A 23499-nucleotide genomic window follows, 5' to 3' on the forward strand; every position below is an offset into this window, starting at 1 on the left:
CGTTGTGTGCAAGCGAATAAAAAGAACGCAGAGAATTTAACAAACATAAATTAAAGATAATTATGGATTGGTTTTTTAGTGGACTAGGAACAGCAATTTTAACCTTAATTGTAGGATTTCTTACTGGTGGAGCTGTTGGATATAAAATTGGAATTAACAAAAAGATAACCACCAAGCAAAAACAAAAAGCAAAAGACAATGCTTCACAAATGCAAATAGGGAGAGATTACAATGGCAAATAAACAAATTCAAAAAGCAGGAGAAGGTGCACAGCAATTGCAAGCTGATTCTATGATTGTCAATGTAGGTATTGACGAGAAACGTGCAAGGGAAATCTACCAAGAAATGAACTTACAATTAAGAAAAGAGTATTCTAAAGAAGCTTTTGAGATTGCAACTTCTAGGGTTTCTGAATTTGAAAATAGACTTATGCCTAAAATGGATGCAGTTGATGGAGCTTTAGAAGCATTTGCAGACCCAAGTTTTCAATTGCTACTTGTTGAAGCTCAAAAGACCGCTGCATCTACAGAGAGACCTGCGGATTATGACCTTCTTGCTGAATTATTAATTCACCGGTTTCAGAAAGGGGAAAACAGAGTTACTCGAGCAGGAATTATTCGGGCTGTTGAAATAGTTGACAAAATATCTGATGAAGCTTTACTTGGCTTGACTGTTTTTCATTCAGTAACATTTTTCTTTCCTGCAAGTGGGGATATTCTTCAAGGACTAGAGACACTGGATAATTTGTTTGGTAAAATTATTTATGGAGAACTACCTGTTGGCAACGAATGGTTGGACCACCTAGACATCTTAGATGCTGTACGGATAAATGCTATTGGTAATTTAAAAACAATAGAACAGTATTATCCAAATATGTTAGTTGGATACACGGAAGTTGGTATTGAAAAAGAATCAGAAAACTACAATCAAGCCCTTGATATACTTAAAAGCAATGGTTTACCCAAAAATATCTTAGTAAACCATTATTTAAATCCTGATTTTGTAAGATTAAATTTACCCAGCAAAGAACAAATTGACTCCCTTACTTTAAATCAACAAATTGTTCAAAACGGTAAAGTTTCAACTTTAACTATTCCTATTAATGAAAACCAAAAAAAAGCTCTAAAATTAATCTATGACTTATATAAACAGGACGTCAGTCTAAAACAAAATAATATAAAACAATTAATGGTTGAGTGGGACAAATTCCCAAATTTGAAAAAGCTTAGAGAATGGTGGGATAAACTTTCCTCAAGTATTCAAATTACATCAGTTGGGAAGGTATTGGCACATTCAAATGCTCAAAGATGTGATAAGAATTTGCCCCCTTTGAACTAAAAAGAATCAACGCCAGCACACAACACATGGTATAGTGCATGCGGGTTTCAGCGGTTTTTGAATGTTTGTGGCTCGTAAAAAATGTCGGTGTAAACTGATAGGAAATCGCTTCGAAATCCCGCACGACACCATACCATCAAACGTTGTAGTGCATTTGAACAAAAATTCAAATAATGAACAAACTAACCAAAACAGAAGCTATAGAGAAAGTTAAAAACGAACTTTCTAAAATAGATGGAAAAGGAAAGAAAACCCGAACTGGACGATTTGTGGTTTCAGCTTTAAGTAGTATTCCTTGGGTTGGTGGAGTAATTGCCGCAAGTTCAGCTCTACACGCAGAAAAAGAACAAGGAAAAATTAATGACTTACAAAGAATTTGGCTAGAAGAACACAATAGAAAAATCGAAGAATTATATTATACGATTTACCAAATTCACGAAACTTTAGACAATGCTGGGGAGGAAGTTAAAGAAAGAATGGAAAGTGAAGAATATTTAGCTTTAGTCAGAAAAGGGTTTAAAGAATGGGATAACGCAGAAACATTTGAAAAGAAAGAATATTTAAGAAAGTTACTTACAAATGCTAGTGCAATAAACCTTTCGACAGATGATTTAATCCAACTTTTTATAGAATGGATTTCTAGATATCACGAAACGCATTTTATGGTAATTAGGGAAATCTACAAAAATCGTGGAATCACAAGAGGACAAATATGGGACAATTTAAATGGTACTCTTCCAGCAGAAAACTCTTTAGAAGCAGACTTATTTAAGCGTCTGATTAGAGACTTGAGTTTAGATGGAATTATAAGACAAGAAAGAATTACAGATTACGCTGGTAACTTTATAAAAAAATCTACTAGACGTTCTAAGTCTTCAACTTTAAAGTCTGCTTTTGATAATTTAGAGCCTTACGAATTAACAGAACTAGGACAAAGTTTCGTCCATTATACAATGGAAGAAGTTGTAACAAAAATTGAATAATATGAAACACCTTTTCAACAACAGAAAATTCTATGATTTTGCAAACTCACTAGCGAATTCAATAGAAAATCGAATCAACAATTATGATAAAACAAAATTTGATAATCATTCTATTGACGATTTAACAACACAATTAGTAGATGAATTCAAAATTGAACTGCCGGAATTAAAAGAAGATGATATCTATCAAAAAAAGCCGTCAGATACAAAAATAAGATACTCAGGCAGAGGACATTTTGTAAGAAGTACAACCGTTGATGGAACAAAATACACTTTAATTATACCGTTTACAGGAGATTCTACAATGTTTGGAATTTTTCCATCATCATTTACTTCTGTGCTGCCTTATGGAATTGTAGAATCTGACGAACTAAAAGTTGTTTATGAGGTTCCCGTTGGACAGGATGCATCACGAATAAAAGCGGATTTCGATAACAATTTAGACACAATCAAAAAATATCTGGAATATCTGTCTAAAGATATCAATGATTTTAATGGAAAGTTAGAGCCGTCAATAAAAGCAAGACTTGAACGAAGAAAAAACAAATTGGATAATGATGACGAAATAGCAAACACTTTTGGATTTCCAATTAAATAAAAACGCACTACAACAACTAAGTTTTCATGCGGCTTGTAAAGCCAAGCATGAAAACGCTGTTGCACTGCCTGCCCCGACTATTTCGGGGAACCGGTGAAATGCTTATGGGGATTGGGGCTGGATTTTGTGGGTGCCTGGCGGTCCTTTCCGGGCAAAAAGTTATGGGCCGGATTGAATTGTGTTTTAATAAATCTGTTTCAGGTATGATTTTCTGCGATTCCGAACCTGTTTTGGAGGGGCCATTTTGCAGTATGGGCATACCTTTCCCGGCCCGATAAAGTCAGGGATTAATTTTTGGACGGGAGAAGAGCGGAAAATACTGTCCTTGGAGGTCCCCGCTTAGGCAGGCGCTGAATGCTTACCATGGTTTCTTTTTGGCAGTATGGGCAGTATTGAGGGTTGTATTGTGCCAGGGCTCTGGGATCCACAGGCAACTGTGCCGCACCAAGCACTTGGTGTACCAGGGGTATGGTTCCCTGTTTGGCAGAGCTGGACAGTATCCCAAAGTGCCGGATCCGGACCAGCCCCTTGGGAAGGACATGCATGGAAAACCTTCTGATAAATTCCATGTTGTCCAGGCCCATCACAAGCTTTTTGGCCCCCTGTCTGTAATCTTTGTAGCCGAAAGTCGTTTTTTGGGGCCCGATGTCCATTATCCGGTGGTTGGAGATGGCGACTTTGTGGGTATAGCGTCCCAGGTATTCGGACACGGCCTTGATCAACTACTATCACAAGCTGAGAGGTGAAACCATGCGCTATGTATGGAACCAACTCAACCAGAGGCTGCTCAAATGGGAAAAAGGACTGTACAAGATGGCAGCTATAAAATGGATATTCTGGATGATACTGACCCCTCTCCGGGGATATTGACCCCTCTAAAAGTTGGTTTGGTCCTGTGAATCCAATGGTATGACAATTTTACATTTTTTTTCTTAGACTTTCACCTTTAAGTTCGATTCTGTATGATGAGTGTACCAATCTGTCAAGAATAGCGTCGGCAATTGTTTCTTCTCCAATCACCTCATACCAGCTGGATACGGGCAATTGGCTTGCGATGATGGTGGATTTCTTCCCGTGCCGGTCCTCAATGAGCTCCATAAAGTCCATCTGATGCTGTTTTTCCAGATGTGTGAGCCCAAAATCATCCATGATGAGCAGGTCGGCTTTTGCCAACTTGTCAAAGAACTTGATAGCGGTGCCTTCCAGCCTTACCATCTTGGTTTTGAGCATCAGTTTCTGGGTATTAAAATAGGCGGCCTTGAACCCTTGGATACAGGCCTGGTGTCCCAGTGCGGATGCGAGGTAACTTTTACCACAGCCGGTGGCCCCTGTTATCAGCACCGATTCCCCTTTGGTGATGTAGTCTCCGGTGGACAGGGATGCCAGCACCATATCGTCCAACCCCCTGGTTTTATCAAGCTTGAGTTCTTCCAGGGAGGCCTTATACCTGAATCCGGCATTGGACTCCAGCCTTCTGAACCTCCTGTTGTCCCTTTCCTGCTCCTCGGCCTGGAGCATCATCTCAAGGCCTTCTGTCAACGTGAGGTTTTGGGTTTTGCGGGTTTCCTTCAGGGCTGTCCATGTTTTGGACATGCCGTGCAGTTTAAGCCTGGTCATTTGTGCTTCGATCTGATTCATATTCATTAAGTGTTAAAATTGGAGTTTCTGTTGGTCGTAATATTCCTTGCCCCGGACATTGTCGTGTTTGGGCAGGGCTTTTTGTGTAGTATCGGGCTGTTCATAGGCCATGTTGTTTTCAAGGATGTTCCTGATAAACCCATAAGAATAGACCTGGTGATCCATGGCTATTTTGCAGGCCCTGTCAAAGGTATCCGGGTCGGACTTCCTGCTTAAGGCCAGTAAGCCATCACAGGTTCTGTAAAGCTGCTCGGGATACCGGTTCTGCTCAAACAGCAAGGATACATATTGATAAAGAACTGCTGATTTTTTACGGGCAAGCTCCCGGTAGTATTCAGGGCTCCTATCCCTGTAATGCCTGTGCTGGGAACACAGATGGTCTTCAACGGTAGAATAGCCGCCCTTGGTGCTTCTGGCATGGACGGCTACCTTTTTACCTTCATGGTACACATAGAACATAGACCTGGTGTAGACTACCTTCACTTTCTTGCCAATAAGGGTATACGGGACACTGTAATATTGCTTGTCCCTTGCCAGGTAAACATGGTTGTTTTTTGCCACAGTCAGCAAGGCATGGTACCGTAGCTCAAACCGGTCCTCGGGAAGTTTTCCCAACAGGGGTTTTTCATCGGCCAAAAACTTCTCTTCCCGGCAGTAGGGCTTGCGCTGCATCCGTGTCTGGTTATGTGCCCTGATCCGCATTTTAATGGCCTGGTTGAGTGCATAAAGGTCAAAGAACTGCATGTTCCTCAGCTTGGCATATACTCTGGAGTAGAGCATGTTGACCTGGTTCTCGACCAGGGCCTTGTCCTGAGGCTTTCTGACCCTTGCCGGCAGGACAGCCGTACCGTAATGATTGGCAAAGTCTTCCAGTGCCCGGTTGATATCCGGTTCGTACTTGTCGGCCTTGTTCACTGCTGACTTCAGGTTGTCAGGGACCAGCAGGGAAGGGACTCCGCCCAAATGTTCCAGGCAGCAGGCCAGGGCATGGAGAAAATCAGCTATACGCTGGCTGGGCACGGCCATGGCAAAAGCATAGTCCGAACAGGGCAGGCAGGCCACAAAAAACTGGCAGGAAATGACTTCTCCGGTTTCCCGGTCTATGTAGTCAATCGTTTTGCCGGCAAAATCAATATAAAGCTTTTCCCCGGGCTGATGATCAAGTACCATAGTTGGTTTTGATCGGGCAAGATCATGCTGGTCAAGGTGATGGCAGAACTGTGAGTAGCTGTAACCATCCGGATGGGACTGTCTGTATTCTTCCCATAAAAGTGCCCTGGTAACCCCGGTACGCTTCAGCTCTTTACGAAAATATTCAAGACGCATTTTAAAATGATCGTACCGGGGATCCTTATAGGAAGGGTTGCCAGGATGGAAACGGGAATGGATCTCCGGCTCTTCAAGGGCGAGCAGATCATCTATGGTTAGGCTCGTACCTGTCTGCCCCAGCAGCTTTTCCAGCTTGACCAGGTAGGCTTTTACGGTATTCTTGCTCATGCCAAGCATTCGGGCAATGGTCTTGATCCCTTTGCCCTGCTTGTTGAGAATGATCAATTGTTTTATCTGACTCATTGGTTTTGGTTTTCCTGCCATTGGATCACGGTTAGTGGTATATAAATCATCCGCTAAAAAACCAAAACCAGCATTATGAGGGGGCAATATGTTCCGGAATCTGACAACAGAGGGGTCAATATGCTCCGGAATTATTGCTGAAATATTACTTTAGGGGGTCAGCATCCGCCGGAATGGCAGTTGAAAACAGCCGCTTAAGCCACTTTTCAACCTCCGGTTCATTCCCGGATCATGGGGTCAACATGCTCCGGAATATCCAATAAAATGGCTGAAACAAAAATACAGAACCGATCCCGGCTTATTCGAGCATTGGAAATTGGCTCGACCTTAGGTACATTTAGTACCGAGCGATTTATAAACATGAAGAGCCGTGTGAGGTGAGCGTCTCACGCATGGTTCTGTGGGAAGGTGGGGGCGAAATTCCCTTGCCTGACCCGATTGGCGGTCAGTGAAGGAACTAGTAGCAAATGAAAGGTTGAATGACCTTATTCCCCATTAATGTTGTCGTATTTAGCCTCCAAGATCCTGAAGACGAAATTATAAATTTGCTTTAACGGAATTTTAAAAGCTATAAAAATATGAACAAACTAATTCTAGAAACCCAAATAAGCATTGACGGATATATCGCAGACGAAAATGGCGGTACAGGTTGGATGGTATGGAATTGGGGATCAGATTGGAACTGGGATAAAGACCTACAAGCTTATCATACAAGTCTACATAAATCGGTTACCAGTATTCTGATAAGCAGTCAAATGGCACAAGAGGGGTTTAATGCTCATTGGAAACAAGTAGCACAAGACCCGACAGATACCAGGTTTGAATTTTCCAACCATATTGCAAATTCAAAAAAATTTGTGGTGACCAGAACGTTGACTACGGAAACCGAAATTCCTGGTGGTTGGCAAAATGTAACCATTCTGAAAGATAATTTAGAAGATGATATTTCAAATTTGAAAAGCCACAACAATGGAAATATTATCGTTTATGGTGGTGCTACACTTGTGTCCTCGCTAATAAACTCAAACCTGATAGACGAATTTCATTTGATAATAAATCCTATAGCATTAGGGCAAGGTTTGCCTATTTTCAAGAAACTGACAAATCTAAAAATGGTAAACTCAATACCATTTGAGTGCGGTATTATCGTCAATCATTACAAAACAGAAATATAGTAACGAATAATAAAAAACGAACTGCCAGTCGAGTAGATAAAGGGGAATCTCACCCCGAAATTTCTCACAGAGCCGTACATGAAGGTCTCTCCTCATATGGCTCTTATTATGCAGTCGGTTGAAAGTCCATTGGATTAGACTAATTCGTATCCCAACTCCCAGTGATAGAAAAGGTTTGGATAAGAGACAGTAACTTGTCGAGGCCATTTTTCCATCCCGAAGGGAATTCGGGTTCAAAGTTGGGCAGGAACGGTGGGAATGGAAATTGTATATAACGGTTTGATTTGTGCCACCCTTTGCGGTCAAACTGTGCCAGTCCTTTCGGTTCGAACCGTGCCACAGTTCGACAGTGCTCACCGTGCCACTTTGGAAAGAGTAAGCTTAACCTGACCTGCTTTTTCCGCATAAGGTGGTTCATCAGGATTTTAACTTTTGAATTATTCTGGCAATTTCAATGGAAAACCGCAACCAATGATGGTATGTTCTGGATGTTTACCATGGACCTTTTTTATCCCTAGCTGTCCATGATTCAAGAAGAACAATTTAAAGTGGGACAGTTTATGACAATAAATTGTCCAGGTGGCTGAATCTGCTTTTTTTGTCAAAAAAATCTATGAGAAAATTATCATTGTTTATTGCCACCAGTTTGGATGGGTTTATTGCCGGACCAAATGACGACCTGAGTTTTTTGGCCTCAGTAGAAAAGGAAGGGGAAGATTATGGCTATGCTGAATTCACAGCAAGGGTAGATACGATCATTGTCGGAAGAAAGACCTATGATTATGTCTTGAGGACCATAGGTCCCGGCCACTATGATAATGGAGACAGGGATGTCTATGTCATCACCAGGAAGGCCAGGCCAAATGAAGGAAAGGTGACATTTTATTCAGCAGATCTCACGGAACTGGTAAAAAGCCTGAAAAGCAGAAACGGAAAGCATATCTATTGTGACGGCGGTGCCGAGGTCATTGATGAACTGTTGAAGAATGACCTGATAGATGAAATGATTATTTCCGTTGTGCCTATATTGGTCGGAGAAGGAACAAGGCTGTTCAAGGAGGGCAGGCCTGAACAAACACTTGAACTGGTAAACGCCAAAAATTTTGATACAGGCCTTGTCCAGTTGATGTACAAACGGAAGGGATCATGACACAGCCCAATTGGATGGGTACCTGGCCCATCCTTTCATTATTTGGTGCATCGTTGACAGTAGATTTTTTAAAGGCCATGTACTTTGACAATCAACTAACCTTCACCATAGTTTTTACTGTCTTGTGAGGTATAGTATGGTACTAATAAGTAGGATGGAAGTTGTCCGACTATATTGAATTAAAAATTACATAACATTGAAAATACCGGTTGTTAGCCAATTTTAACCTTATTTTGGTCTTTTAAAAAATGTTGGCAGCCAATCATGGGATGTAATGATGAGCAATTGGTCCGGGAGCTACAGGAGGGAAGCGAAATGGCATTGGGGAAACTCATGGAGCGCTATATTGATTCGCTTTGTCGCTTTAGCTATTCGATTACCGGACAACAGGAATTGGCCGAAGAGGCCGTCTCGGACACTTTTGTCAAGCTCTGGAATGGCCGTGAGCGTTTGCAGATAAGGACATCTGTAAGGGGATACCTTTACCGTGCCGTAAGGAACGTGACATTGGATCTGTTAAGAAAAGAAGGGAAGCATTGCCACCTGCAGGAAGTGGACGAAGATGCCTTGGGAACGATCGATGATCCTTTCAAGGAATTGTTTTACAGCGAGCTCGAAGCCCAAATCGACCAATTGATCAATACCCTTCCCGAGCAACGTGCCATTATCTTCCGGATGAACAGGCTCGAAGGGCTCAAATACAGGGAAATAGCCGATATTTTAAATATTTCGGTACATACGGTCCAAAACCAAATGGTAGCGGCAGTACAAAAGATGACCGAATACCTTCCCTATTTCAAATTGGTAATGTATGTCCTATATGTTAACGGTCTCTGATTTTTTGATAATGATTTCTTAACCAAGGCCAATAGTAGACAAAAGTGCCATTTCCCGTCTTCTCCATAATAAGGTCAAATTATGGAAAACAAACATTTCTGGATATTGGTGACCAGGTACCTGTCAAATGAATCGACGCTCGAAGAAAATGAGGAGTTACAGGATCTAGTGGCCTCAAATCCAACTTATAAAAATAAATTTGAGCAGGCTGCCGAAGCGTGGAGCAGGACAAAGCAGCCCCGGTCACATGGTATCGATCCTGAAAAAATTAAAAAAAGGGTTTTTGAAAAAACTACCAAAAGTAAGGGCCTGGAAAGACGATGGCTTTCATGGAAATCGGTAAAGTTGGCTGCCGGGATTGTCATATTGTTTGTGTTGTCAATGGTATGTTGGATAAACCTTCCTGAAGGCACTTCGCCAATTCCGGTATTGACCCAAGTGACGGAAAATGGACAGAAAACCACCCTTACCTTGGGTGATGGTACAGTGGTCCGTCTTAATTCGGGAAGCCGATTGACATATCCATCACAGTTTTCGGACTCTGTGCGAAGGGTCACTTTGGAGGGGGAGGCTTTTTTTGAAGTAATGAAAGATTCAGCAAGGCCTTTCCGGATCAGTACCGGAGATCTTACCACTACGGTACTGGGGACTTCTTTTAACATTTCCACCTTTGATCCAGACCTCACAAGGGTAACGGTAAAATCAGGAAAGGTCATGGTAGCGGACGCGTCGGGAAAAGACCGGGAATCATTATACTTATTGCCGGGAGAGCAAGCCGTTTATCATACGGTGACCTCCCAGCTATTTAAGCGGGAAGTGGACTTGGAAACCTATATGGGATGGAAGGATGGTATCATCACCCTTGACCAAGTCAGTTTAGGAGAAGCCGTGGAAACCCTGGAGAGATGGTATGGGGTTGCCATATCATTTGAAAATCCGGCCATAGCCCATTGCCGCATCAGTGGGAAATACAACAACGATAAACTGGTCAATATATTGGAAAACCTGGTGTTTGTCCTGGACATGGATTACCAATTTATTGATCGACGCCAAATTATGATCACGGGTCAACCATGCCCTTAAAACCATATGCCTATGTAACACTTTGTCAATTTAACCAAAAATAATTGGCCCGTCACTGCGCCAACAGATCGGGGCCTGATTTCAAATCCACTCAAAGATTTAAAACATGAAAGCAAATTTAATGAAAATTTTGATGATTATATCAAAACAAACCCTCTACTTGTTTGTACTGCAGGTGATCAGTCTGCAGGTAATACTGGCCTCTCCGGGAAGTGGCCAGTCACTGTCTGAGGTCAGTGTGAGCCTTGGCCTGGAACGTGCGCGTTTAGTGGACGTTTTCAGGGAGATTGAACGGAAGACGGATTTTGTCTTTCTCTATCCTGAGCAACTTGAGCATTCTACGCAGACGGTAGACCTGGCTAACGGGGAGCAGAAGCTTTCCGACCTGTTAAAAGATTTGGCCAATCATTATGGCCTTAAATTCAAGCAGATCAACCACACGATAGGAGTTTCCCTTGACCGTTCCAAAACCCCGGAGAAATCAATGGTGGTCCAGGAAAGGTCTGTGGAGGGGAAAGTTGTTGATCATAGGACAGGGGAACCCTTGCCCGGTGCGACAATTCTGGTAAAGGGAACCGACCGCGGTACGATAACGGACCTGGACGGTAATTTTTCCATAAAGCTTCCGGATGGACATAGAAAATTATTGATCAGCTTTATAGGGTACATGTCCCATGAGGTACAGGTGGGAAACCAAGAATTCCTGAACGTTCAATTGGAGCCTGATGCTGCTGCTTTGGACGAAGTGGTGGTTATCGGTTATGGGGAAGTGGACAAAAAGGACTTGACCGGATCGGTGGCTTCCATGGACAGCGAGGAGATCAAGAAAACCAATAAGGTAAATGCCTTTCAGTCCTTACAGGGACAGCTTCCGGGTGTGGATATACAAAGCACGGGTAACAAGCCCGGAGATGGTTTTAATATCCGGATCAGGGGAAACAACACCATCAATAGCAACGTATCCGATGCAGGTTACAGCCCTGGGCAGAACCCACTCTTTATTGTGGACGGCGTATTTGTTACCGATATATCATTTATCAATCCCACCGATATCGAGAGGATGGACGTACTGAAGGATGCTTCTGCCACGGCCATATACGGTGCCAGGGGCTCAAGTGGTGTGGTCATTATTACCACCAAAACCGGAAGCAAAGGCGAAGTCAATTACCAGTACGACAATTATATTGGTTTCAGACAGGCATACAATACACCTAGAATATTTGAGGGCGAAGAGTTTGTGCAGTTTTTTAAGGATGCGGCCGTCGGTACGCGTCATGCAACGGGAAACCTGGACTATGGTCAGGAGGATGTGGTGTTGTCCGATTACCTTAGACCTAATGAACTTAAGAATATCAGGGAGGGTAATTACGTCAATTGGCCGGATCTTATCCAGCAGAACGGCCTTCAAATGAACCATACCTTGAGTGCTTCCGGAGGTACCGATAAAGTGGTCTATGGATTTGGGTTTGGCTATACCCGGGACGAAGGAACCTTTCCCGGGGAAGACCTGGAAAGGTTTAACCTTCGCAGTAACCTTACCTTTAATATCAGCAAATACTTGAGTTTTGATTACAGTGGTTACCTGACCCATTCCATCAGAAACCTGGGCAGCCAAGAGGGGTTTCGAAGCGCCTATAGGTTGCGCCCTACCGGTGATGCATATGACGATCAGGGTAACCTTAAGTTTTTTCCCATCGATGGGGAGACGTTTATCACCAACCCCTTGTTCGAGCCTTCTGGTATATTGGAAGAGTTTAAAAACCTGAATTTCATAGGGAACTTTGGCATTACCCTGAAACCCATCGAGGGATTGAAAATTGTCAGCCGGTACAGCCCCAACCTGTTTTATGAGCGCTATGGGCAGTTCAGAGGGATCAATACCAAATCCTCGTCTATGGATCCCGCCAGAAGACGGGCCTATTGGAACACCAGTAACCTGTATTCTTATACTTGGGATAATATCCTTACCTATGGTCACAATTTCAACGACCGTCACCAAGTGGACCTTACGCTGATTTCTTCCTCGTGGATGGATCGGTATGAACTGCATGAAACAGAAGTGAGAAACTTCAACACCGACGAGTTTTTGTTTTACAACCAGGGCATTGCCTCGGACATCCGTAAGCTGGACAACAGCCTGACCAAGGAGACTATCCAATCCTTTACGGGCAGGATCAATTATATCCTTGATGACAAGTATGTTTTTACCGCTACAGGGCGTTATGACGGGGCTTCGAAGTTGTCTGCCAAGAATAAATGGGCTTTTTTCCCATCTGCAGCATTTGCTTGGAGGATCGGGGATGAGGATTTTATGAAAAGCCAGCAGGTGGTTTCGGACTTAAAGGTTAGACTGAGCTATGGCCAGACAGGTAATACAGGAACGGGCGGGGGACTTAGGCCTTTGGGGTCCCAGTCCAACATTGGTTTTGGCTTCACCAACCTGGGAGACCAGCCTACAAGAACTGCTTATGTGACCAATCTCGCCAATCAAGACCTGACTTGGGAGCGTACTTCTGAAGTCAATCTTGGTATTGATTTTGGATTGCTGGGAAATAGGATTTATGGCTCGATTGACCTGTATGACAGAAATACATCAGACCTTATCCTGTATCGTAACCTCCCCATTGTCAGTGGTCATGGTGGCGTGTTCGAGAATGTTGGGGAAGTAAGGAACAGGGGCATAGAACTCGCCCTAAATTCGGTTAATATTGATAAGGGGGGCTTTAAATGGACTACCTCCCTCAACTTTGCCACCAACCATAATGAACTGACCAGCCTTTATGGTGGGCTTGAGGAATTGCCACCCTTTGCCAATCATATACACAGGGTGGGAGAGCCTGTCGGTTCGGTATATACCTATCAGGCAGACGGTATTTGGCAAACACATGAGCTGGAAGAAGCCAGGGAAATGGGCCAACAGCCTGGCCAGGTCAGGGTGAAGGACCTTGATGATGACGGTGTCATCACAGAGGCGGACAGGACCACTATCGGTTCGGTACAACCGGATTGGACAGGCGGCATTACCAACACTTTCAATTATAAAGGGTTCGATCTTTCCTTCTTTGTCTTTACCCGACAAGGGGTAACTTCAGGCAGTTGGTTCCACCGTTCCCATGCTTGGGACGGGGACAGGAGTCCCGCAAGGTTCAACGGCCTAAAGACCAATTATTGGACCCCGGATAATCCTTCCCAGGAGTGGTTCCAGCCAGGAAACGGAGGACCTTACCAGGAAGTGGTTGTTTTTCAGGACGTGAGCTTTGTCAAGGTGGGCTACATTACCCTCGGTCACACGTTCAAAACTGATTTCATCAATAAACTCGGCGTCAAAAGCCTCAGGTTGTATGCCACTGCCCAGAACCCTTTTATTTTCACCCCATACGAAGGATGGGATCCTGAAACGGCTGACCGAAATACTTATCGGGCAGCTTTTCTTTCGAGATCTTTCCTGGGTGGGCTGAATATCCAGTTCTGACCCATTCACTGATAAATAGTTTCAAATATGAATAATGTAAGATTATCCCTGATATATATTGCCCTGTTCTTTGCTTTAAGTTCCTGCGAAAGCTTTCTGGAAGAAGAAAACCGGCAAACCTTGACCAATGAAAATGCTTTCAGCAATTCACAGGTCTTTGACCAAATGGTTGCACATGCCTATGCAAAGCTGAGAACAGCCATTTCCTTTACCGATCCGGATTTATATGGAACAGATTTGGTTACCAGGAATTCGCCCGTAATAGGAGTAGACCAACTCAATGACTACGTTAATTTTTCAGCTACTAACTGGCCGGTAACCAACTACTGGTCCAATTATTTCCAGGTGGTCACGGCGGCCAATGTAGTCATCTCCAGGCTTCCGGAAATAACGGGGGTGGCCCAGGAGGAAAGCTCCGTAGGCTTGGCCGAAGCAAAGTTCCTGAGAGCACTTGCCTATTTCAGGTTGGTCGAACATTTCGGTGATTTGCCCATAGTCCTTGAGGAAATTACGACGGCTACCACACAATTTACAAGGGAAAGTGAACAAGTAGTTTACCAGCAGATTCTTCAGGATCTCGATGGTGCCATATCTGCATTGCCCGAAAGTAGGGCGGAATATGGAAGGGCCACTAATGCTGCTGCACGGCACTTAAAGGCAAAGGTACTGTTGACAAGGGGCTATAAGGATTTCGGCAGCTCTGAGGATTTCAGCAAAGCAGCGGAGCTGGTAGAAGCAGTAATGGACCACCACCCGCTGGAACCTTCCTTTTCCAATGTCGTGGATATCGAAAACCAACGAAATGATGAAGTCATCTTTGCCATGTTGTTTGGTGGTGACCCCCAATCCATCGGAACGGGAAATTACAGGCACAAGTATTTTAAGTTCGATTATGATGTATATCCAGGGATGGAAAGGACAGCCCTTTACAACCAAGGATTGGGGAATACCCTTACCCCTTACTATTTCAGTTTGTACCAACAGGAGGATCAGAGGGCACAGGAATCATTCAGGAGGGTCATCTATGCGCTAGTGGATGACCAGGAAGCAGGAATTGCCAAAGGGGATACCGCTATTTATTTTCCAGTAAATAGTTGGTCCGAACAGGATAAGGCAGCCAAAAAGTATGCAGTCATCAATCCTGATGAGTATTTCACCAACGATGGGTATACCATGGTTCACTATCCTATGTTCAAGAAGTTCGATGATCCGGAGGTGACCTATTCTGCGGCCGGAAGAGAACCCAAGGGGGAGAGGGACGCTGTTGTGTTTAGGTCAGCAGAGACCTTGTTGATCGGAGCTGAAGCCCACTATAAGCTAGGGGAACTAGAAAAGGCTGCAGGTTTGCTTAATATCCTTAGAAACCGAGCAGGGATTGAAGTTCCTCTGGTTGCGGGGGACATAAACCTTGATTTCATTTTGGATGAAAGTGCCCGGGAGTTGATGGGAGAAACTAGTCGGTGGATGGATTTAAAAAGAACCAACAAGTTGGTTGAAAGGGTGTTGGAGCACAATCCTCATGCAGCGCTGAACCAGGCCATCAGGCCTCATCATCTATTAAGACCAATCCCCCAGAGTGAAATTGACCTGAGCAATAACAGTTTAAGCCAAAATGAAGGTTATCTTTTCTAATTGGCATTTTCGTGAAAATGCGATGGTTTTTTCAGCAATGTGAGGTTGCAAAAGACAGCCCTTATTTTGGAAATATTGAGTTTTAGAGATAAATAGTAATAGGGACAGCAAAATACTAGCTGTCCCTATTTGTTTTTATGATTATACGCAATTATGCCAGTAGCCAAATTTAAGAAGGACAGGTAGTGACAATAAGTTGTAGGAGGGATTGAAACAAGGTTATTTGGTCAAAACAAAATATTCTGACCATGTTGTTTTAGCAGTACTTTCTGGAGGGCTTCCGGATCAATCCGTTTGCCATTTGGTTCATAGAGGTTGACGGTTCTGCACTTAGGGTTGGCTGCTACCGGAAAACGCCCTTCTATGCCGGATATGTTGACAGTGTGGAGGTTTCCTTTTTTGGGAGCTGATCAAATAATCTTTCCGATTAAAATCTTCCATTTCCATGATGTATAAGTCCTTAAGCGAACTTTCTAGATCAAACCCATCACCTTCAGGATATTGAAGCATGGGATATTGGCCTTTGTTGTTCTTTTCTGCCAGGTTTAATTGTATCCATGCATTGTATCGCTTCCCTTCTTTGTTGAAAAGGGTTTTGTAGACAGGTCTCCATTCCAGTAGGTTAAAGGCTTCTTTGGCAGAGATGTTCTGGTTTAGATAGAAGGTCTGGGATAGAGTTGCTCCGTCTGGTTTGATAAGTTTCGCTTCAAAGGAATTGAAATAGTACTGCCCGTTTTTTTCCGATTTACGGAAGTTGAGACTGTAATACATATTCTTTTCTCCCATCGATACCGTATGCAGCAGTTTAAAGGTACCGTTTCCCTTATTAATCTGATCTTCAAGTTCCTTTCCAAGTCCTTCTGTAATACAGCTGATTACGTCCTAAAACGGGACCCAAAATAGAAAATTATTTTGGGTCACCGAATAGGTCCCATTTTCTTTGAAATTGCATGTGGTCTTTTGTTGTATAAAAAACAAAAAACCCTTCAAATCATACGATCTGAAGGGTTTTGGTGGTAATTGTACCCGTTTTTGTCGGGGTGGCAGGATTCGAACCTGCGACCTCCTGCTCCCAAAGCAGGCGCGATGACCGGGCTACGCTACACCCCGAAATTATAATGAGTGGGATTTTCGTCCAAAATCCCCATTGTTCTTTTTAACAACCTTGCGACTTTCCCGATACCAATCGGGACGCAATGACCGGGCTACGCTACACCCCGAAATTATAATGAGTGGGATTTTCGTCCAAAATCCCCATTGTTCTTTTTAACAACCTTGCGACTTTCCCGATACCAATCGGGACGCGATGACCGGGCTACGCTACACCCCGAAATTATAATGAGTGGGATTTTCGTCCAAAATCCCCATTGTTCTTTTTAACAACCTTGCGACTTTCCCGATACCAACCGGGACGCAATGACCGGGCTACGCTACACCCCGAAATTATAATGAGTGGGATTTTCGTCCAAAATCCCCATTGTTCTTTTTAACAAGCTTGCGACTTTCCCGATACCAATCGGGACGCAATGACCGGGCTACGCTACACCCCGAAATTATAATGAGTGGGATTTTCGTCCAAAATCCCCATTGTTCTTTTTAACAAGCTTGCGACTTTCCCGATACCAATCGGGACGCGATGACCGGGCTACGCTACACCCCGAAATTATAATGAGTGGGATTTTCGTTCAAAATCCCCATTGTTCTTTTTAACAAGCTTGCGACTTTCCCGATACCAATCGGGACGCGATGACCGGGCTACGCTACACCCCGAAATTATAATGAGTGGGATTTTCGTCCAAAATCCCCATTGTTCTTTTTAACAAGCTTGCGACTTTCCCGATACCAATCGGGACGCAATGACCGGGCTACGCTACACCCCGAAATTATAATGAGTGGGATTTTCGTTCAAAATCCCCATTGTTCTTTGACAAACAAAAGCTATTGCTCCCATACTAAGTCGTTTATCACCAAAAGGTTACGTTATTACTAAAAAAAGGATTCCGTTTAGAATCCTTTTGTAGAGAGTGGGGGATTCGAACCCCCGGTACGGTTTGACCCGTACGACAGTTTAGCAAACTGCTGGTTTAAGCCACTCACCCAACTCTCTATAGTAATTTAGATCCGACGTTTTAGTGGTCGCAACGAATGATTAAAATCACTCACTTTTACTCTGAATTTGCCGGAATACTCTCGTTTGTTTCCCTAAAGGCGTTGCAAATATAAAGGATAATTTTCCACTAAAGCAAACCTCCTAAGGCAAAATAGGTGGATATTTTTAACGTTTATAATGGATGTTTACTTAAGTTTCTGTGGATCAATGGGTAAAATTTTAAGCCCCTTCTATGTAAATGAGAATCTTTCTTTTTCCTGATATGAGTAGTGAAAGTTCAATTTTATAATCTCGGTGTTATCATATTTCTTGGAATGGAAAAGTTCATATCCTTCATCAAGTTCCGAAGCCCATAGTGGAGAGCAATAGATTGTCGATAGCGATTATTCTTTCTGGCTTATGCTTTTATCATTGACATCATCTTACTAACACCTAAACTGGCTATATCTTCTATGGTAATTAAATTAGAGACATGACCTATATCCGGGATTTTGACGTCAATGATATACTTGGGAATGTCTTGTGAGGTATATTGAATCAGACCAGCCGCAGGATATACAAGCATAGATGTGCCGATGACGGCAAAAATATCCGCTTCCTGGGCTGCTATAGCTGCTGATTTCATCATGGGTACCATCTCCCCAAACCAAACGATGAACGGCCTTAATTGACTTCCTTTTTCACATTTGTCGCCAAGTTTAATTTCCCAATGGTCCAGTTCATAGACCAGTGCAGGATCCAATGTACTTTGAGCTTTTGATAATTCACCATGGAGGTGAATGACATTGGAGGATCCGGCCCGTTCGTGGAGATTGTCTACGTTTTGGGTGACGATGGTGACATCAAAGTCCTTTTCTAGCGCTGCCAAACCATAGTGGGCACCATTGGGTTCGACTTCTAGGGATTGTTTTCTGCGTTGGTTATAAAAGTCCAGTACCAGTTTCTTGTTTTTTCGCCAGCCTTCTGGAGTAGCTACTTCCATGACATCATGCCCCTCCCATAGTCCGTTACTGTCTCTGAAGGTTTTTATCCCGCTCTCTGCGGATATGCCCGCACCGGTTAATGCTACCAGTTTCTTTTTCTCCATTGATATTGAGTCTTATGGATTTTCATTTGTGAAAAAGCATGGAATCTCTGGGAAATAGTTTTTGGTTGAACGACTGCATATTTCACTACTTACACCATTTTGATAAATATTTTTGCTTTGTCATTACGGCGAAAGGAGAAATCCCATAAGTTAAGACCACAGCAAAAAAGATGCTGTCCCATGTTGGAATTACCGTTATTCAGGAGTTATGAACAATATAATTTTTATTTTTTAAAAGCGATTTCCCTATGCCAAATCATAGATAGCATGGGGTAGGAAGCAAAAAAACCGGATACATGCTGATCCGGTTTTTATTTTACTTTTTCTTTTTGGCAAACCTGCCTTTTTTCTTCTCCGGCTGGTTTTCTATGATCTCTATGGTCTCTTCATAGTTGAGGTCTTCTGCTACTTTATCCTTGGGGATTTTATAGTTCTTTTTGGCAAATTTGATATAAGGCCCCCAGCGTCCATTAAGGATTTGGATGTCTGGATTTTCGTCAAATGTCTTAATGTGCTTTTTGGCATCCGCCTCTCTTTTGTCCTTAATGAGTTGGATAGCTTCCGATTCATTGACACTTAATGGGTCGTATTCTTTTCCCAAGGAAACAAATTTCCCGTCATGGCGGATATAGGGGCCGAATCGTCCGATAGCCGCAACAATTTTTTTGTCTTCAAACATTCCGACATCCCGTGGTAATTTAAACAGCTCCATGGCATCTTCCAAGGTGATGTTTTCGATAAACTGTCCTTTTTTAAGACTTGCAAATTGCTTCTCTTCATCATCTTGATCACCGATCTGTACGAGCGGACCGAATTTGCCCAACCGTGCAATTACTGGCTTGCCGGTTTTGGGGTCTTTGCCCAGCTCTCTGGAAGAGCTGACATTGGCACGTTCAACGGTTTCGGCTTCTTCTACGGTGTTATGAAACTTGCCGTAGAAATTCCCGATCATATTGTCCCACTGCTGGATACCCTGGGCGATATCATCAAACTCCTTTTCTACTTTTGCAGTGAATTTATAATCAATGACATTGGGGAAATGTTCCACCAAGAAGTCATTCACCACCATGGCTATATTGGTAGGGAAGAGTTTGTTCTTATCTGAGCCGTAGTGCTCTGTTTTTTCAGCTTTGCTAAATGCACCGTCCTTAATCACCATTTCGATATAATCCCTTGGTTTGCCATCACGGGATTCTTTGATGACATAATTACGTTTTTGGATGGTAGAAATGGTAGGGGCATAGGTGGATGGACGGCCAATGCCCATTTCTTCCAATTTCTTCACCAGAGAAGCTTCTGTGTAACGAGCCGGTGGCCTGGTGAAGCTTTGGCGGGACTTCATCTCGGTCAGATCAAGGTCTTGACCAATGGTCAAAGGAGGCAATAGCCCTCTATTTTCATTGCTTTCCTCTTCGTCTTCATCATCTGTGCTTTCCAAATAGACCTTCAGGAATCCCTCAAATTTGATCACCTCACCGCTGGCACTAAGGGTGAGGTCTGAATTGCTGATGCCGATGGTCACTAGTGTTTTCTCTAGTTGGGCATCAGCCATCTGTGAGGCGATGGCCCGTTTCCAGATCAATTCATAGAGACGCTGCTCATTTCTCTCTCCGGAGATTTCTTCATTGGCAAAATCAGTAGGGCGGATGGCTTCGTGCGCTTCCTGGGCACCTTCTGACTTTGAAGTGTATTTTCGCGATTTATGATATTCTGGACCAAAAGCAGACATGATCTGGTTTTGGGCACTTTCCATGGCTTCTTGGGACAAGTTAACACTGTCTGTCCTCATATAGGTGATTTTACCGGCTTCATACAGCCGTTGGGCCAAGGTCATGGTCTGGGCCACTGAAAAGCTCAATTTCCTACTGGCTTCTTGCTGTAGTGTAGATGTGGTAAAGGGTGCTGCTGGAGTCTTTTTGGCAGGTTTTTTCTCAAGGTTCTTGATGGAAAAACTTGCCTCAAGACAAACTTTCAGAAATTCTTCTGCTTCTTCCTGGGTTTCAAACTTCCTTGGAAGTTCTGCGTTCAGTTCTTTGCCTTTGACATTAAATATAGCCGTAACCTTGTAGGAGGATTTGAACTCGAATTTATCGATTTCCCGTTCTCTTTCCACAATAAACCTCACTGCAACTGACTGTACCCTACCTGCCGAGAGCCCGGCTTTTACTTTTTTCCATAGCACAGGCGATAGTTCAAAACCCACGAGCCTGTCCAGAATCCTCCTGGCCTGCTGGGCATTGACCAGATCGATGTCTATATTTCTGGGGTTTTCGATCGCTTTGGTGATGGCATTTTTTGTGATTTCTCTAAAGACAATCCGCTTGGTTTTATCACTATCGAGTTTTAGCACCTCTTTCAAATGCCATGAAATAGCTTCTCCTTCACGGTCATCATCACTTGCCAGATAGATGGTGTCAGAATCCTTTACCATTTTCTTTAGCTGTTTGATGACTTCTTTCTTATCTGAAGTTACCTCATAGGTTGGTTTGAAGTGGTTTTTTATATCTATAGCCTTGTCTCCTTTGGGAAGGTCCCTGACATGTCCGTAGCTGGAAGTTACTTTATAGTCCTTACCAAGATAGCCTTCGATTGTTTTGGCTTTGGCAGGAGATTCGACAATGACTAGATTTTTTGGCATAATGGTTTTACTTTACTTGAAGTGCTGAGTGCTGTCCTCAACAAAATCCAAAAATAGAAGCGATTATATTCTCCTCCAAATAATAATCCATCTCATATTGCTTTTGGCACGGTTATTTTATTGTAGTATTGTAATAATTTTTAATCTAACACTAACCCAAATGACTAAGGTACTAACTTTATTGAGACATGGGGAAGCGGAATATGGTCATGGTCAGGAGAAAGACTTCTCCCGAAAATTAACATCCGCTGGCAAATTAAAACTAGAAAGGCTCACAAATGTTTTGGCGGAGCGGAACCTGAATTACGATGTTGTTATTTCGAGCACAGCGGTAAGGACATATAAAACCACCGAGATAGTACTAAAGGCTATCCAAACTGATGAATGCACATTTCTTGATTCCTTATATTTGGCCGATGTTCAAACGATCCTGGACTATTGTGGAAGTTTACCAAACAAATATAATAAGGTAATGGTGGTCGGTCATAATCCCGGGATAAGTGCTTTCCTGTCATTTATTACCGGAGAGTATCTTATTAGCCTGCAGCCAGGCATGATGGCCATGGTGGATTTTGAAGTAGATGCTTGGGAAATCGCCATAACCAGGGGAATGGGGAATCTGGTGGAAATTTTGCAGTAAACTTAAATTTAGCGAAACGAACATTTTTTCGGTTGATTATACTATTGAAGCAATAATTTGTAAATATTGTTTCATTGTTTGGGTGAAAACCAAATTTAATGTAAATTATACTTAAGGTTAACTGTCGTCCAAATCATATGTGACAGCATATCTGGCAGTTATAAATTTGAAATAAATATGACTACAAAGAAACAAAAAGTAATTGATGGATTTGACCCTAATGGAGTAGCCTCTCAGGGAAGTATTTTTGGATTGCCATTTGATGAGGAAACTGCTTCAATAATTATTTTACCTGTACCATGGGAAGTGACGGTCTCTTATTCCCCTGGTACTGCAGATGGCCCTGAAGCCATATTGAAGGCTTCCTCGCAAGTAGATCTTTTTCAAGATGATATCGTAGATGCGTGGACCATCGGAACCCACATGCTGCCCATCCCGGAAGAGGTTTACAGTAATAATACGAAGTACAGGATTCTAGCTGGAAACTATATTGATTGGTTGGAGCGGGGATCTCCAAAGGAGGAAATGGAGCGTTTTGGTGCAGTGCCCGCATTGATCGATAAGGCCTGTGAAAGCATGAATGAATGGGTCTATGAGACGGCAAAAGATCACTTAAATCAGGGCAAGTTGTTGGCTTTAATAGGAGGGGACCACAGCACTCCTTTGGGTTTTATCAGGGCGCTTTCTGAGCGTTATGCCAGTTTTGGGGTCCTTCAAATCGATGCTCATGCTGATTTGAGGGATAATTATGAAGGATTTAAATATTCACATGCCTCCATTTCACATAATTTTTTAAAAATTCCACAAGTGGAAAAACTCATACAGGTGGGCGTAAGGGATTACTGTGAAGAAGAATCCGATAGAATAGAGAGTGATCATAAAATCACTACCTTCTATGATCATCACATTAGGGAGCAGTTGTATGAAGGAATAACCTGGAGAACCATCTGTGATCAAGTAATAGCCTCACTGCCTAGAGAAGTTTATATTACGATTGATATTGATGGGTTTGACCCAAAACTTTGTCCCAATACCGGAACACCAGTTCCGGGAGGTTTTGAACTGGACCAGGTTATGTATTTGATGAAATTGATTGTTAAATCAGGCCGTAAGATCATTGGTTTTGATATGGTGGAAGTAGCACCCGGAGAAGGAGAGAGTGAATGGGATGGTAATGTAGGTGCTAGAGTGCTCTATAGAATGACCAACCTGATGGGAATCTCTCAGGGCAAACTATGGTGGAAATAATCCCTTTATCCTTTTTTATTAGATCAAAGGCCTGTCATCTCTCTTGGTACCTGATGACAGGCCTTTGGTCATTTGGAAAAAGGCGAAAATGGTGTAACAGCTGAGGCTCAATAGGTTTCTTTACAAGTGAAAAATAATTTTCAGTAAAGCATTGCTTTACGCTAACTTTGTTTATTTCTTTGCGTTCCAAATTAATGAAATAGCCTCAGTCATGCGGACGTGGCGAAATTGGTAGACGCGCTGTCTTCAGGCGGCAGTGCCTTCGGGCATGAAGGTTCGAGTCCTTTCGTCCGCACAA

Annotated in this window: 18 protein-coding genes, 3 tRNA genes and 1 pseudogene; 14 read left to right on the forward strand and 8 right to left on the reverse strand. The window is 43.0% G+C overall.

Features of this window, described 5'->3' with window-relative positions; translation table 11 throughout:
• The first annotated feature begins 62 nt into the window (after window positions 1–62).
• The 4 genes from FKX85_RS14880 to FKX85_RS14895 all read left to right on the forward strand — a co-directional run bounded on the left by FKX85_RS14880 (window position 63) and on the right by FKX85_RS14895 (window position 2919).
• Window positions 63–242 carry a hypothetical protein gene (locus FKX85_RS14880; protein ID WP_141615488.1) on the forward strand — a complete coding sequence of 60 codons (180 nt, stop codon included), beginning with the start codon at window positions 63–65 and terminating at the stop codon, window positions 240–242.
• On the forward strand, window positions 232–1338 hold the full coding sequence (locus tag FKX85_RS14885; protein ID WP_141615489.1) for an LPO_1073/Vpar_1526 family protein: 1107 nt from the start codon (window positions 232–234) through the stop codon (window positions 1336–1338). Before FKX85_RS14880 ends, FKX85_RS14885 begins: the two co-directional genes overlap by 11 nt.
• Window positions 1339–1511: 173 nt before the next feature.
• Window positions 1512–2321: a hypothetical protein gene (locus tag FKX85_RS14890; protein ID WP_141615490.1), complete on the forward strand. Its 810-nt coding sequence runs from the start codon at window positions 1512–1514 to the stop codon at window positions 2319–2321.
• A gap of 1 nt (window position 2322) precedes the next feature.
• A complete protein-coding gene (locus FKX85_RS14895) occupies window positions 2323–2919 on the forward strand; it encodes a hypothetical protein (RefSeq protein ID WP_141615491.1) in 597 nt (198 codons plus the stop codon).
• Between the two features lie 287 nt (window positions 2920–3206).
• Here FKX85_RS14895 and FKX85_RS21920 read toward each other — a convergent pair.
• Window positions 3207–3635: pseudogene (locus FKX85_RS21920) on the reverse strand (transposase); the annotation flags it as partial.
• Window positions 3636–3680: 45 nt separating this feature from the next.
• Between FKX85_RS21920 and FKX85_RS21470 the strand changes: the two are divergent.
• Window positions 3681–3818: a hypothetical protein gene (locus FKX85_RS21470; protein ID WP_168196272.1), complete on the forward strand. Its 138-nt coding sequence runs from the start codon at window positions 3681–3683 to the stop codon at window positions 3816–3818.
• Window positions 3819–3837: 19 nt separating this feature from the next.
• Here the strand turns inward: FKX85_RS21470 and istB are convergent, their stop codons facing one another.
• Together istB and istA are read right to left on the reverse strand one after the other, a co-directional pair.
• A complete protein-coding gene (istB, locus tag FKX85_RS14905) occupies window positions 3838–4557 on the reverse strand; it encodes an IS21-like element helper ATPase IstB (RefSeq protein ID WP_141614274.1) in 720 nt (239 codons plus the stop codon).
• A gap of 12 nt (window positions 4558–4569) precedes the next feature.
• A complete protein-coding gene (gene istA, locus FKX85_RS14910; RefSeq protein ID WP_229239638.1) occupies window positions 4570–6129 on the reverse strand; it encodes an IS21 family transposase in 1560 nt (519 codons plus the stop codon).
• 578 nt (window positions 6130–6707) lie between these two features.
• Here istA and FKX85_RS14915 point away from each other — a divergent pair.
• From FKX85_RS14915 to FKX85_RS14940, 6 genes are all read left to right on the forward strand, one after another.
• Window positions 6708–7304, forward strand: a complete 597-nt coding sequence (locus tag FKX85_RS14915; protein WP_141615493.1) for a dihydrofolate reductase family protein — start codon at window positions 6708–6710, stop codon at window positions 7302–7304.
• A gap of 613 nt (window positions 7305–7917) precedes the next feature.
• Window positions 7918–8454, forward strand: coding sequence for a dihydrofolate reductase family protein (locus FKX85_RS14920; protein WP_141615494.1), 537 nt, complete (start codon window positions 7918–7920; stop codon window positions 8452–8454).
• 264 nt (window positions 8455–8718) lie between these two features.
• Entirely contained in the window at window positions 8719–9291 is a 573-nt protein-coding gene (locus FKX85_RS14925; protein ID WP_141615495.1) for an RNA polymerase sigma factor, read from the forward strand.
• Between the two features lie 81 nt (window positions 9292–9372).
• Window positions 9373–10374: a FecR family protein gene (locus tag FKX85_RS14930; RefSeq protein ID WP_141615496.1), complete on the forward strand. Its 1002-nt coding sequence runs from the start codon at window positions 9373–9375 to the stop codon at window positions 10372–10374.
• A gap of 106 nt (window positions 10375–10480) precedes the next feature.
• Complete coding sequence (locus FKX85_RS14935; protein ID WP_229239639.1) at window positions 10481–13846, forward strand: SusC/RagA family TonB-linked outer membrane protein; 3366 nt, start codon at window positions 10481–10483, stop codon at window positions 13844–13846.
• A 27-nt stretch (window positions 13847–13873) separates the two neighbouring features.
• A complete protein-coding gene (locus FKX85_RS14940; RefSeq protein ID WP_141615497.1) occupies window positions 13874–15478 on the forward strand; it encodes a RagB/SusD family nutrient uptake outer membrane protein in 1605 nt (534 codons plus the stop codon).
• Window positions 15479–15808: 330 nt separating this feature from the next.
• On the opposite strand, the gene FKX85_RS14945 is transcribed toward FKX85_RS14940, so the two are convergent.
• From FKX85_RS14945 to topA, 5 genes are all read right to left on the reverse strand, one after another.
• Window positions 15809–16264 carry a hypothetical protein gene (locus FKX85_RS14945; protein WP_141615498.1) on the reverse strand — a complete coding sequence of 152 codons (456 nt, stop codon included), beginning with the start codon at window positions 16262–16264 and terminating at the stop codon, window positions 15809–15811.
• A gap of 249 nt (window positions 16265–16513) precedes the next feature.
• Window positions 16514–16588 (reverse strand) — tRNA-Pro (locus FKX85_RS14950).
• Window positions 16589–17496: 908 nt separating this feature from the next.
• A tRNA-Ser gene (locus tag FKX85_RS14955) sits at window positions 17497–17585 on the reverse strand.
• A gap of 400 nt (window positions 17586–17985) precedes the next feature.
• Window positions 17986–18675 (reverse strand): SIR2 family NAD-dependent protein deacylase, encoded by a 690-nt coding sequence (locus FKX85_RS14960; RefSeq protein ID WP_141615499.1) that lies wholly within the window; start codon window positions 18673–18675, stop codon window positions 17986–17988.
• Window positions 18676–18991: 316 nt separating this feature from the next.
• Complete coding sequence (gene topA / locus FKX85_RS14965; protein ID WP_141615500.1) at window positions 18992–21313, reverse strand: type I DNA topoisomerase; 2322 nt, start codon at window positions 21311–21313, stop codon at window positions 18992–18994.
• Between the two features lie 160 nt (window positions 21314–21473).
• Between topA and FKX85_RS14975 the strand changes: the two genes are divergently transcribed.
• The 3 genes from FKX85_RS14975 to FKX85_RS14985 all read left to right on the forward strand — a co-directional run bounded on the left by FKX85_RS14975 (window position 21474) and on the right by FKX85_RS14985 (window position 23496).
• Window positions 21474–21953: a SixA phosphatase family protein gene (locus FKX85_RS14975; RefSeq protein ID WP_141615501.1), complete on the forward strand. Its 480-nt coding sequence runs from the start codon at window positions 21474–21476 to the stop codon at window positions 21951–21953.
• Window positions 21954–22130: 177 nt separating this feature from the next.
• Window positions 22131–23201 carry an agmatinase family protein gene (locus FKX85_RS14980; protein WP_141615502.1) on the forward strand — a complete coding sequence of 357 codons (1071 nt, stop codon included), beginning with the start codon at window positions 22131–22133 and terminating at the stop codon, window positions 23199–23201.
• Window positions 23202–23414: 213 nt separating this feature from the next.
• Window positions 23415–23496: transfer RNA gene (locus FKX85_RS14985), tRNA-Leu, on the forward strand.
• The last annotated feature ends 3 nt before the right edge of the window (window positions 23497–23499 follow it).

Source organism: Echinicola soli (assembly GCF_006575665.1).
Classification (GTDB): Bacteria; Bacteroidota; Bacteroidia; order Cytophagales; family Cyclobacteriaceae; genus Echinicola; species Echinicola soli.